The sequence below is a fragment of the Streptomyces sp. NBC_00250 genome, assembly GCF_036192275.1.
Lineage (GTDB): Bacteria > Actinomycetota > Actinomycetes > Streptomycetales > Streptomycetaceae > Streptomyces.
This window is the reverse complement of the sequence record NZ_CP108088.1, coordinates 3505092-3517315: the sequence shown is the minus strand read 5'-3', so window position 1 is coordinate 3517315 and position 12224 is coordinate 3505092. Positions and strand designations below refer to the sequence as shown.

The window sequence follows — 12224 nt, the reverse complement described above, 5'->3', positions numbered from 1 at the left end:
TTCTAGAAGAACGTGCGGATGTAGTCGACGACGGTGCCGTCCGCCTCGACCAGCGGGATCAGCTGCCACTTGTCGAAGATCGTGCACGGGTGGGACAGGCCCATGCCGAGCCAGTCGCCGACCTCCAGGTCGGCGCCCTCCTCCGTCCGTACCCAGGCGTGCTGGTCGGAGAGGCCGGTGACGGTCAGGCCGTCGGCGGGACGGATCTCGCCGGTGCGGGCGTCGCGGACCACCTGCGCCTCGGGCAGGTGCAGGTCGTGGGCGGCGTCGCGCTTGCCCGCGTTGGTGAAGGCCTGCTCGGGGGTGGGGCGGGAGACGACCTGCGACCAGAGGCGGAACGCGGGCTCCAGGGCGCCCTCCTCGGGCACCCGGTTGAAGGGGGTCCGCTCGCGGTACTGCCCGTCGTCGTGCGAGACGTACGCGCCGGAGCGCAGCAGCTTGAGGACGGGCAGGGAGAGTCCGGGGATCTCCGCGAAGACATCGGCGACCGCGTCGAACCACTCGCTGCCGCCCGCGCTCACCACGATTTCGCCGATGGCGGGGTCGAAGCGGCCGGCCTTGTCGAAGTCGGCCGCGAGCCCGACCAGTCGGTTCAGCCACTCCCTGACCCGCTCGCCGTCGGCCCCGGGCATCGTGCCCTCGTATCCGGCGACGCCGACGAGCCGCAGGGTCGGGGCGTCCGCGACCGCGTCAGCGACGGCCGCGCACTCCGCCTCGGTCCGCACGCCCGTACGCCCCGTCGCGCCGGCCGCCAGCTCGACGACGACGTCCACGGGTCGGGTGGCGCCCGCGGCGCGCAGGGCCCCGTCCATCAGCTCGACGCCCCGCACCGAGTCGACGTAGCAGAGGAAGCGGAAGTCCGGGTCGGCGTCCAGCTCGCCGGCGACCCAGCGGAGGGCGACCGGGTCGACGACCTCGTTGGCGAGGAAGATCCGGGCGATGCCGTGGGCCCGGTACACGCGGGCCTGGTGGGGCACGGCGGCGGTGATGCCCCAGGCGCCGTGCTCCAGCTGCCGGTCGAAGAGCTGGGGGGCCATGGACGTCTTGCCGTGCGGGGCGAAGGCCAGGCCGTGGCGCTCGGCGTACGTCTCCAGGAGGCGCAGGTTGTGCTCGACGGACTCGGCCGAGAGGGCGAGCACGGGGGTGGTGAAGCCACCGGTGAAGAGGTTGCGCCGCTGGGCGGCGAGCTCGCCGACGGTCAGGCCCTCGGCGTCCGGGGGCAGGGCCTTGAAGCGGTGGTCGACGCGCTCGTTCGCCAGGTCGGGCATGAGGCCTCCTCATCGAAGCGTTGCGAAGGATGCAACAGTCATTGCGTATGTCGCTCAAAGCTGTCTAGCATCCGGGCCAAGGCCGGGTCAATGGACCCCGCGAGAGTCGCAAGGGAGCGCCAGAGTGGCCGGAGAACCGCCCGTGGATGTCGTGTGCCTCGGCGAGTCCATGGTCACCTTCCTTCCCTCCCGACCGGGCCGCCTCGCCGACGTACCCGCCTTCGAGCGCGCGATCGGCGGCGCCGAGTCCAACGTCGCCTGCGCCCTCGCCGCCGCCGGCCACCGCACCCGCTGGGTCGGCCGGGTCGGCCGGGACGGCTTCGGCGACCACCTCGTCGAGACCATCGGCGCCTACGGCGTCGACGTCAGCGCCGTCGACCGCGACCCGCGGCGCCCCACCGGCGTCTACTTCCGCACCGCCGCCGACCGCGCCACCGACGCCCACGAGGTCGTCTACTACCGCGCCGGATCGGCCGCCTCCGCGATGTCGCCCGCGACCGTGCCGTACGAGACCGTCGACGACGCCCGCGTCCTCCACCTCACCGGCATCACCGCCGCCCTCTCCGACGACTGCCTCGCCCTCATGCGCGCCCTCACCGCGCCCCGGGCCGGCCGCCCCCTCGTCTCCTTCGACGTCAACTGCCGCCCCGGACTGTGGCGCGACGGCGCCGCCACCGCCGGCCCCGTCCTCCTGGAGCTCGCCCGCCGGGCCGACCTCGTCTTCGTCGGCGCCGACGAGGCCGAACAGGCCTGGGGCCTCGGCGACCCCGCCTCGATCCGCGCGGCGCTCCCCGAACCGGCCGTCCTCGTCGTGAAACGGGGCGCCGACGGCGCGACCGTCCACGAACGCACCGGCCCCGGAACCGACACCGTCGTGCAGGTGCCCGCCCCCCGCGTCGACGTCGTCGCCGCCGTCGGCGCCGGAGACGCCTTCGCCGCCGGATTCCTCTCCGCCACCCTCCGCGGACTCGACGCCACGGCCCGCCTCCGGCACGGACACCTGCTGGCCGCCGCCGCCCTCACCGTCCCCGGCGACCTGGCCGTGCCTCCCCGCCGCGCCCACGCCGACCGGCTCGCCGCCCTCGCCCCGACCGCCTGGGGCACACTTCAGCTCGGCCCCGGCTGGACGGGGGACGACCAGGAGGGACGTACACCATGAGCCAGACCGTCGACCGGGCGCTCAGCATCCTGCCCTTGCTCGCACAGGGTCCCGCCGACCTCGGACAGGTCGCCGACCGGCTCGGTGTCCACAAGTCCACCGCCCTCCGGCTGTTGCGCACCCTGCACGAGCACGGCCTCGTCTACCGCCAGCAGGACCAGCGGTACCGCCTCGGCGCCCGCCTCTTCGCGCTCGCCCAGGAGGCCGTCGAGAACCTCGACATCCGCGAGATCGCGCACCCCCACCTCGCCGCGCTCAACGAACGGATCGGGCACACCATCCACCTCGCCGTCTACGAGGAGGGCGAGGTCCTCTACATCGACAAGGTCGAGAGCCGCTACCCGGTCCGCATGTACTCGCGCATCGGCAAGCCCGTCGCGATCACCGTCGCCGCCGTCGCCAAGCTGCTCCTCGCCGACCTGCCCGAACCCGAGCGCCGCGCCCTCGCCGGCAAGCTCGACTACCCCCCGTACACGCCCCGTTCGACCCCGAACGCCGCCGCCTTCCTCAAGGAGCTGGCGACCGTACGCGAACAGGGCTGGGCCACCGACCTCGGCGGCCACGAGGAGTCCATCAACTGCGTCGGCGCGCCCATCCACGGCGCCGACGGGCGCGTCGTCGCCGCGATGTCCGTCTCGGCGCCCAACGTGGTCGTCACGGCCGAGGAACTCCTCTCCCTCCTCCCGCAGGTGCGCCGCACCGCGGACGCCATCAGCCGGGAGTACTCCGGCACCTCCCCGAGCAAGGACAGCGCATGACCGACCAGAACCTCGAGCAGTCGACCGAGAAGACCGCCCTCACCCCCGCCACCCACACCGCCCCGCCCGCGAAGTTCTCGCACGGCGTGAAGAAGGGCAACATCCTCCAGGTCGCGGGCCAGGTCGGCTTCCTGCCCGCCGTCGAGGGCCAGGCCCCGACCGTCGCAGGACCGACCCTGCGCGAGCAGACCCTCCAGACCTTCGCCAACGTCAAGGCGATCCTGGAGGAGGGCGGCGCGAGCTGGGACGACGTGATGATGATGCGCGTCTACCTGACGGACGTGGACCACTTCGCCGAGATGAACGCGATCTACAACCAGTACTTCGAGGAGCAGGGCCTCAAGGCCCCCGCCTCCGCCCGCACCACCGTCTACGTCGGTCTGCCCCAGGGCCTCCTCATCGAGATCGACGCCCTCGCCGTCCTCGGCTGATCCGAGCGCACACGGCCGGCGTCCACCCGCCCGAACGGACCTGAACCGATCCACCTGAACCAGCCGCTCCACGGCACGGCGTTCTCACCCCGAACGCCGTGCCGCGCTCCCCCCTACCCAAAAGCGAGGCTTCCCCCGGCCATGAACCCCGCCACGCCCCCGCACACCGGTGGACTGCTCCACCTGATACCCGGCACCGCCGGGCTGCTCACCGTCGCCGCCCTCGGCATCGCCGTCCTGCTCCTGCTGATCATCAAGATCCGGCTCCAGCCCTTCGTCGCGCTGCTCGCCGTCTCCATCGGCGTCGGCCTCGCCGCCGGCCTCTCCGTCACCGAACTCTTCGGCACCGTCCAGAAGTCCGCCGCCACCTCCGTCATCGAGACCGGCATGGGCGGCATCCTCGGCCATGTCGCGATCATCATCGGACTCGGCACCATGCTCGGCGCGATCCTGGAGGTCTCGGGCGGCGCCGAGGTGTTGAGCAGCCGTCTCCTCGGCCTCTTCGGCGAGAAGCGGGCCCCCCTCGCCATGGGCCTCACCGGACTCATCTTCGGCATCCCGGTCTTCTTCGACGTCGGCATCTTCGTCCTCGCGCCGATCGTCTACGCCGCCGCCAAGCGGTCCGGCAAGTCGATCCTGCTCTACGCCATGCCGCTGCTCGCGGGTCTCTCCATGACCCACGCGTTCCTGCCGCCGCACCCCGGCCCGGTCGCCGCCGCAGGCCTCCTGCACGTCTCGCTCGGCTGGGTCATCCTGATGGGCGTCCTCGTCGGCGTCCCCGCCGTGCTCGCGGCCTGGGCGTACGCAGGCTGGATCGGCCGCCGGCTCTTCGTCGCGGTCCCGCAGGACATGGTCGAGGCCGCCGAGGAGGCCAGGGCCAAGGTCGCCGCCGAGCGGACCGGCGGCACCGAGGAGCCCGTGGCGCTCTCCACCGTGCTCCTCATCATCGGCACGCCGCTGGTCCTCATCCTCGCCGCGACCTTCTCCTCCATCGCCCTGGACGAGTCCACCCTCCGCTCCGTCATCGAGTTCTTCGGCAGCCCCTTCGTCGCGCTGACGCTCGCGCTCTTCCTCGCGTACTGGATGCTCGGCATCCGTCGCGGCTGGTCCCGGAAGTCCCTGGAGCAGGTGTCCACCTCCTCGCTCAAGCCGGTCGGCAACATCCTGCTCGTCGTCGGCGCGGGCGGGGTCTTCGGCGCGGTCCTCAAGGTGAGCGGCGTCGCCCAGGCGCTCTCCGACACCTTCCACGACGTCGGTCTCCCCGTCATCGTGCTCGCCTACCTCATCTCCCTGGTGCTGCGCGTCGCCCAGGGCTCGGCGACGGTCGCCATCGTCACCACGGCGGGCATCGTGCTGCCCCTGGTCGAGGGCGGCGACCACTCGCAGGCCTTCCTGGCCCTCGTCATCATGGCGATCTCGGCCGGCTCGATCTTCGCCTCGCACGTCAACGACGGCGGCTTCTGGATCGTCTCCAAGTACTTCGGCATCACCGAACGGGACACCCTCAAGTCCTGGACGGTGCTGGAGTCGGTGCTCTCCCTGGCGGGCTTCGCGGCGGCGGCCGCGCTGAGTCTGTTCGTCTGAGGGTCCGGCCCGTGACGCGGGGGCGCCCCGGCGGAATGCCGCCGGGGCGCCCGTTCTCACGTACGGACCGTCAGGCCGCGCAGTACTGCGCCTGCTTGCCGATCGAGCGGTACATGCAGTCCGCGTTCTCCAGGAGCTGCAGGACGGCGTCGCGGTTGCGGCTCGTCTCGCGCTCGATGACCTCGTCGGGCGGGTAGAAGCCGCCGCCGCCGGACGAGGACGGGTACATCTCGAAGGTGTACGCGAAGATCCTCTGCGCGCCCCACAGGTAGTCGTCGATCGAGCCGTCCGTGATGTAGAGGTCGCTGGACTGCTCGGGCGTGTAGCCGTTGCTGGCCGCCATCTTGCCGCCGACCGCGGCGAAGGCGTTCCGGTCGTCGAGCGTCATGCCCGGTGCGGTGTTGGCCGTGGTCCAGCCGAAGGGCCAGAGCACGAGCTCGCTGTACGTGTGGAAGTCGATGGCCGCGGTGATCTGCTGCTTGCCGCCGACCACCCGGGAGCGGACGAAGTCGGCGACGACCTTCACCTCGGGGGCGGACTCGGGCGCCGTGCCACGGTACGTCTCGGAGCTCTTGGAGCTCGAAGAGCCGCCGCAGCAGCCCCACTTGTAGTCCCAGTTCCGGTTCATGTCCGTACCGATGTACGAGGATCCGGAGTTGGGCTGCCGGTTCTTGCGCCAGCTGCGGTAGGAGCCGCTCGCGATGTCGTACTCGCCGCCGTCCGGGTTGAGGTCCGGGACGATCCAGATCTCGCGCCCGTTGACGGCGTTGGTGACCCGGGAGTCGCTGCCGTAGCCCGCGCCGAGCTCGCGCAGGAGGTACAGCGCCATCTCGACGGTGAGGTGCTCGCGGGCGTGCTGGTGGTGGGTGAAGAGGACTTCCGGCTCGTTCTCGTCGGTGGCGACGTTGTCGCTGATCTTGATGGCGACGATGTCCCGGCCCTGGTACGTCTTCCCGATCACCTGCTTGCGCATGATCGAGGGGTACTGGGCGAGCCGCTGGTCGATCTCCGCGTTCATCTCCGCGTAGTTGTGGTACCTCGCGTCGGCGGAGGGGAAGTCGAGCGGGCCGACGGCCTGGTCTCCCTCGGCCGCGCGGTTCGGCGGGCCGGGCAGGGCGATCGGCTTGTAGCCGAGTGCCTTGAGGTTCCTGAGCTGTTCGGTGTTGGCGCTGACCACGACCGAGCGGGCGTCGACCTCGTCGATCGAGACGCCGGTGGCGGTGAGCGCGGTGCGGGCGGCCGGGGTGGAGGGCCCGGCCACCTCGTACTGCCGGATCACCTCATCGGCCCCTGCGGCGATACGGGCGGCGGTCGACGACGGGTCGGCCCCGGCGGGTGTGGTGAGGGCGGAGAGGGGCGCCGCGAGGGCGAGCGCCACGAGGGCCGCGAGGGTGGCGGACCTTCTGCCGCGGAGAGAACGTCGCATGCTGTCTCCTGGGTGGGGAGGGTGGGGGGTGCGACAAGCGCGTGCGGGTGTTCTGTGTTCGGTGTTCTGTGTTCGGCCACATGGTGAGCCCGTGTCATGGACCGGTCAAGATATGGAGTTCGGCCATACTGTCCCGGTGGGGACCCTCATCGGTAGATACGTCATCGAGCACAAGCTAGGCGAAGGCGGCATGGGCACCGTCTATCTGGCCCGATCGCGCGGCGGGCGCGCCGTCGCGGTCAAGGTGGCCCGGCCGGAACTCGCCGCCGACCCGTCCTTCCGCGCGCGCTTCCGCGCCGAGGTCGCCGCCGCCCGGCAGGTCGGCGGATTCCACACCGCGCAGGTCGTCGACGCCGACCCCGACGCCGAGGCGCCCTGGCTCGCCACCGCCTACATCCCCGGCCCCACCCTTTCGGCCCTCGTCACCGCCGAGGGCCCCATGGACGAGGGACGGCTGCGCGCGCTCGGGGCCGCGCTCGCCGAGGCGTTGGAGGCCATCCACGCCTGCGGGCTCGTCCACCGCGACCTCAAACCCGGCAACATCGTCATGGCTCCCGACGGACCCCGCGTCCTCGACTTCGGGATCGCCCGCGCGGTGGAGTCGACCCGGCTCACCGCCACCGGTTCGGCCTTCGGCACCCCCGGCTACCTCGCCCCCGAACAGGCCCTCGGCGACGAGGTCACGGGCGCCGCCGACGTCTTCGCCCTCGGCGCCGTGCTCGTCGCCGCGGCGGGCGGCCGGCCCTTCGGGGACGGCACCCCGATGGGGCTCATGTACCGGGCGGTGCACGAGGACCCGGACCTCGCCTCCGTACCCGAGGCCCTGCGCGGGCTCGTGGGTCGCTGCCTCGCCAAGAACCCGGCCGAACGGCCCACGCCGGAGGAGATCCTGGACGCCCTGGGGGAGGGGGTGCGGGACGCCGTGGGGACGGTCCCGCCGCCGACGGCCGTCGACGCGCCCGCGACGCCGCAGCATCCGACCCCGGCGGGATTCGGACCGCCGCATGACTCGATCCCGCCGTCGTACGGGCCGCCGCAGGGCCTGATCCCGTCGACGCCCGTGCCGCCGCAGACCGCGGTCCCGTCGCCGTACGCGGCCCCGCATCCGCACGCCTCGGTCCCGTCGCCGTACGCGCCCCCACCCGCGCGCGACTCGATCCCGCCGGGATTCGGGCCGCCCACGCCCACCCTCTTCGTGCCGCCGCCGCCCGTCGCGCCCCCGCAGCCCGTACCGGAGTTCGTCGCCGCCGACAGCATCTACGGGATCGTCGTGGACGGCGCCGGAATCTGTCTGCAACTCCTCGACGACGAGGCCGAGTTCAGCTGGCCCGAGATCAGGGCCGTGCGGTACGAGCGGACCCGCCGAGGCCGGTGGCTGCGCATCGCCGTCATCCTGTACGACGGCACCGACTACACCTGCGAGATCGACGGCCGCCGGGCCGCCAGGGTCGACGAGTGGGTCCACGGCCTCGCACGGGTCCTGGCCCTGTTCCGTCCCGCCTGACGAAACGGAGCAGCGCCGCCGGGGGACCGGCGGCGCTGCGAGGTGACTTCCGTACGGCTGTGTGGCGTTACGGCAGGTTGTGGACGTGCGGGCCGACCGCGTTCGACCAGGCGTTGCCGGCCGTCGCGTCCCAGTTGGTCGACCAGGTCATCGCGCCGCGCAGCGTCGGCCAGGCCTGGGCCGGCTTGAAGGTGCCGCAGCTCGTGAGCTTGGTCAGGCAGTCGAGCGCGTTCTTCACGATCTGCGGGTCGACGTAGCCGCTGCCCGCGCCCCGCGAGGAGGCCGGGACGCCCAGACCGACCTGCGACGGGGAGAGACCGCCCTGGATCTGGATGCAGGCGAGCGCGGTGAGGAAGTCCACCGAGCCCTGGCTGTAGACCTTGCCGTCGCAGCCGAGCATCGAACCGCTGTTGTAGTACTGCATGTTGACGACCGTGAGGATGTCCTTCACGGCGAGCGCCGTCTTGAAGTACTCGGTGCCCGTGCTCTGCATGTCGATGGTCTGCGGGGCCATCGTCAGGACCAGCGACGAACCGGCCTTGGCGGACAGCTGACGCAGCGCCTTGGTCAGGTAGGTCGAGTTGATGCCGTGTTCGAGGTCGATGTCGACGCCGCTGAAGCCGTACTCCTGCATCAGGGCGTACGCGCTGTCGGCGAAGGCGGTCGCGGAGGCGTCACTGTTGATCGTGACGTTCCCCTTCTCGCCGCCGACCGAGATGACGACGGACTTGCCGGCGGCCTTCTTCGCGGCGATGTCGGCCTTGAAGTCGGCGGCCGAGGCGTAGCCGACGGCCGGGTCGAGGTTGAAGACGATCTGGCCGGCCGTGGTCGTCGAGTCGGCGAAGGACACGGCGATGATGTCGTACTGCGACTGGACGTCCCGCAGCTTCTGGACCGTGGCGCCGTTGTTGAAGTTCTGCCAGTAGCCGGTGAGGGCGTGCTTGGGCACGGCCGGGCCGGGGCCCGGGTCGGTGACCTTGGCGGTCCGCGCGGAGACGGCGGTGGACTTCGCGGACTCGCCCGCGGAGTTCGTCGCGGCGACCTGGAACTGGTACGCGGTGTCGGCGGTGAGCCCCGTGACGGTGGCCGAAGTGCCGGTGACCGCCTGCGGGTTGGCGCCGTCCCGGTAGACCTTGTAGCCCGTGGCGCCGGAGACCGCGCCCCAGCTCAGGGCGACGGAGGAGGAGGTGACGGTGCCCGCGGCGAGGCCGGCCGGGGTGGCCGGGACGACCGGGTCGGGGTCCTGGCCGCCGCCCCCGTCGGGCCCGAAGACGCTGACGTCGTCGACGAGGTAGGGGGACGTCCCGTACCAGCCGTGGGTGTAGATCTCGACCGAGGTGGTGCTCGCCCCGGTGGTGAAGGTGGTGGTGAGCTGCTTCCAGGCGGCGCTGTCGGGCGTCCACGTGGAGACGCTGCCGGAGCCGGTCCCGGTGTTGTCGGCACCGAGGTAGGCGTAGCCGCCCTGGACCCAGGCGCTCAGCGTGTACGTCGAGTTGGGCTTCACCGCTACGGTCTGCACGCACTTGGCGTTGTCGAGACCGGCCGGGGTGGCGCGCAGTGCGCCGGCCCCGGTGCGGACCGGGGAGGAGACGGCGGCGCCGCTCCCGGCGGAACAGGACCAGTTGGCGAGGCCGTTCTCGAAACCGGCGTTCTTGGCGACGTTGACGTCGGCCGCCTGCGCGGTGCCGGCTCCGCCGACGAGGACGAGCCCGGAGCCGACGGCGAGCGCGAGGGCTCCGCCGAGCCAGCGGCGTCCGTGCGGGCGGGTGGTGGTGCGGTCCACGTGCATCCTCCGGAGGGGAGTTGGGGATGTGGGGGATGTGGAGGTGCCGTACGTCGTCGTACGGAGGGGCTCGTACGGGGGTACGAGGGCGTGCGGAAGTACGGGGGCTGTGCGGGGGAGTACGGGGGACTACGGGGAAGTGCGGACGGTGGCCACCGTTGTCGGAACAAGTTGGTCCAGACCAATCGCATTGTCAAGACCTCTGGCAGCAAGCCCTGTTCGGAGCGGGTGGGAAGGGTCGAGGGGCCCAAGTCCCGGGCCCAAAGAAATGGGGGCAGCTTGGCGGATTGTGTGTTCACCACCCCGGGGTACGTGGATAAGGTGCAGAGGCGGCAGCACCCTGCGGTGACGCCGCGAACGCGGTAAGTGATCCGCGGCCCCCGGGGCACCGGAGGCCGAAGGGGACGGGGGGTCCTACGTGCCGACAGCGATCGCGGTCACCAGTGCCGACCTGGCGCTGCCGCCGACCGACCCCGGAACCCCGCACGCCACCGTCCTCCCGGCCCCCGAAACCCAGTCGCTCGACGCCTCGATCGCCGACATGCAGCAGCTCCTCGCGCGATACGGACACGTGGTCGTCGTCTGCCCCACCTCCGCCCCGCCCGCCGTCGAGCAACGGCTCCGCGCCGTCCGCGCCCTGCTCGAAAGCGACCGGATCGCCCTGGTCAGGACCGACCTGCCACCCCTCGGAGCGGCCGTACTCGTCCGCCAGCTCCGCCAGCTGGCCGCCTGCGACTTCAGCCCCGGCGTCCTCGCCTCCGCCGCCCGGCTGCTCGCGCACTACATCTACGCGGGCGCCGTCCTCGGCTCCGTCTCCCGGCTCGACCGCGTGCCCGTCAGCCTCGGCTCCCACCTCAAGGGCTGGCTGCCCGGCGCCCACTTCGCCGTACTCGCCGGACCGACCGCGCAGATCGTGCGCGTCGGAAACGGCGAGGAACCCCTGCCCGGACCCGAGTTCACCACCGAACTGCTGCTCGCCCGAGGCCAGCTCCAGACCGACTGGCCCACCACCACCCTCGTACCCCGATGGCGGATCCAGGGCCCCGTCCAGGAGACCCCCCTGCCCGAGGCCTCGCCCGGCTGGTGGGGAACGGGCAAGGTCGTCGAGTTCGCCGCGTACCTCCCCGACCTGCCCGTCCTCTACCAGCTCGTCTCCTCCGTACGCCGCGAGACCTGCCACTGGTGCGCGATGGAACTCATCGGCGACCGCTGCGGCTTCTGCGGCGCGCCGCTGCGGGTGGGGGCGGTGCCGGAACAGGGCGGTCGCGCGCTCGGCACCTCGGGCGGGGGGCGACACGACGGCGGCACCCGCGCACTCGGGGCGGGAGCGGGGGCGGCCCGGCAGGCGGGCTCGCACCCGGGGCAGGCGGACTCGCACCCGGTCCAGTACCAGGCCCCGCACTCGACTTCGTACAACGAGCTGACTCCCGCGAACGTGCAGGTGAATCCCACCCGTGCGCTGCCGTGAACAGCTCCTCGCCCCCTCTTCTCCGTCCCCTCCTCTCGGCCCTCTCCGTGACCACTCCTCCGCACCCGACCGTCCGCTCCCGTCCGATCCCGTCCGCCCCGGACCCACGTCTCCGAACGAGGTAGTACGGCCATGAACTCCCGCCAGCGCCGCGGCGTGATCCTGCTCCTGCTGTCCGTCCTGTGCGCCCTCGGCGCCTTCGCCGGTGTGCTCGCCGTCATCAGCGACGTGAACTCCAAGGTCGGCCCGGAGACCACCGCGTACCGGATCAAGGACAACGTGGCCCCGTACGCCCCCCTCAGGGCGGACCAGTTCGAGAAGATCTCCATGCCGAAGCGGTGGCTCTCGGAGACCGCCGTCACCGACCTGCGCCAGATCGAGGGCAGGATCGCGGTCACCCAGCTCAAGGCCGGCTCCCTCCTGCAGTCCGACATGATCGTCGAACAGCCCGAACTCCAGCCGGGCCAGCAGGAGATCGCCATCATGATCGACGCGGCCACCGGCGTCGCGGGCAAGATCACCCCTGGCGCCACCGTCAACATCTACGCCACCTTCGAGGGCGAGAAGAAGGACGAGCCCTCCCAGTCCCGCATGATCGTCGCCGGTGCCCGCGTCCTCGACGTCGGCAAACTCACCGCGATCCGCGACAGCTCCGACCGCACCGGGCGCACCAACGGGGCCGTGCCGATCTCCTTCGCCCTCTCCACCCTCGACGCCCAGCGCGTCGCGTACGCCGAGTCCTTCGCCGAGCACGTACGCCTCGCCCTCGTCGCCCCCACCACCGGCGGCGCCCCGTCCGACCAGCGCGACCGCACCTACACGCTCGAAAAGGACAAGTGAGGC

At 71.9% G+C, this 12224-nt stretch carries 10 protein-coding genes; 7 read left to right on the top strand and 3 right to left on the bottom strand.

The window, feature by feature from the left end:
- Positions 1 to 2: 2 nt before the first annotated feature.
- A complete protein-coding gene (locus OG259_RS15585; protein WP_328942822.1) occupies positions 3 to 1268 on the bottom strand; it encodes an alanine racemase in 1266 nt (421 codons plus the stop codon).
- A 124-nt stretch (positions 1269 to 1392) separates the two neighbouring features.
- Between OG259_RS15585 and OG259_RS15580 the strand changes: the two genes are divergently transcribed.
- The 4 genes from OG259_RS15580 to OG259_RS15565 all read left to right on the top strand — a co-directional run bounded on the left by OG259_RS15580 (position 1393) and on the right by OG259_RS15565 (position 5200).
- Positions 1393 to 2427, top strand: coding sequence for a sugar kinase (locus tag OG259_RS15580; RefSeq protein ID WP_328942821.1), 1035 nt, complete (start codon positions 1393 to 1395; stop codon positions 2425 to 2427).
- Positions 2424 to 3185 (top strand): IclR family transcriptional regulator, encoded by a 762-nt coding sequence (locus tag OG259_RS15575; protein WP_328942820.1) that lies wholly within the window; start codon positions 2424 to 2426, stop codon positions 3183 to 3185. The genes OG259_RS15580 and OG259_RS15575 overlap by 4 nt, the downstream gene beginning before the upstream one ends.
- On the top strand, positions 3182 to 3616 hold the full coding sequence (locus tag OG259_RS15570; RefSeq protein WP_328942819.1) for a RidA family protein: 435 nt from the start codon (positions 3182 to 3184) through the stop codon (positions 3614 to 3616). Before OG259_RS15575 ends, OG259_RS15570 begins: the two co-directional genes overlap by 4 nt.
- 141 nt (positions 3617 to 3757) lie before the next feature.
- The gene (locus OG259_RS15565) at positions 3758 to 5200 is read left to right on the top strand and encodes a GntP family permease (RefSeq protein ID WP_328942818.1); all 1443 of its coding nucleotides are present in this window, start codon (positions 3758 to 3760) and stop codon (positions 5198 to 5200) included.
- Between the two features lie 70 nt (positions 5201 to 5270).
- Here the strand turns inward: OG259_RS15565 and OG259_RS15560 are convergent, their stop codons facing one another.
- Positions 5271 to 6626, bottom strand: coding sequence for a M14 family metallopeptidase (locus OG259_RS15560; RefSeq protein WP_328942817.1), 1356 nt, complete (start codon positions 6624 to 6626; stop codon positions 5271 to 5273).
- A gap of 190 nt (positions 6627 to 6816) precedes the next feature.
- On the opposite strand from OG259_RS15560, the gene OG259_RS15555 reads away from it, so the two are divergent.
- Complete coding sequence (locus OG259_RS15555; RefSeq protein ID WP_443052128.1) at positions 6817 to 8130, top strand: protein kinase domain-containing protein; 1314 nt, start codon at positions 6817 to 6819, stop codon at positions 8128 to 8130.
- A 67-nt stretch (positions 8131 to 8197) separates the two neighbouring features.
- Here the strand turns inward: OG259_RS15555 and OG259_RS15550 are convergent, their stop codons facing one another.
- Positions 8198 to 9919, bottom strand: a complete 1722-nt coding sequence (locus OG259_RS15550; protein WP_328942815.1) for a chitinase — start codon at positions 9917 to 9919, stop codon at positions 8198 to 8200.
- A 412-nt stretch (positions 9920 to 10331) separates the two neighbouring features.
- Between OG259_RS15550 and OG259_RS15545 the strand changes: the two genes are divergently transcribed.
- Together OG259_RS15545 and cpaB are read left to right on the top strand one after the other, a co-directional pair.
- Positions 10332 to 11381 (top strand): hypothetical protein, encoded by a 1050-nt coding sequence (locus tag OG259_RS15545; protein ID WP_443051972.1) that lies wholly within the window; start codon positions 10332 to 10334, stop codon positions 11379 to 11381.
- A 132-nt stretch (positions 11382 to 11513) separates the two neighbouring features.
- A complete protein-coding gene (gene cpaB, locus OG259_RS15540) occupies positions 11514 to 12221 on the top strand; it encodes a Flp pilus assembly protein CpaB (RefSeq protein WP_328942814.1) in 708 nt (235 codons plus the stop codon).
- Positions 12222 to 12224: the final 3 nt, after the last annotated feature.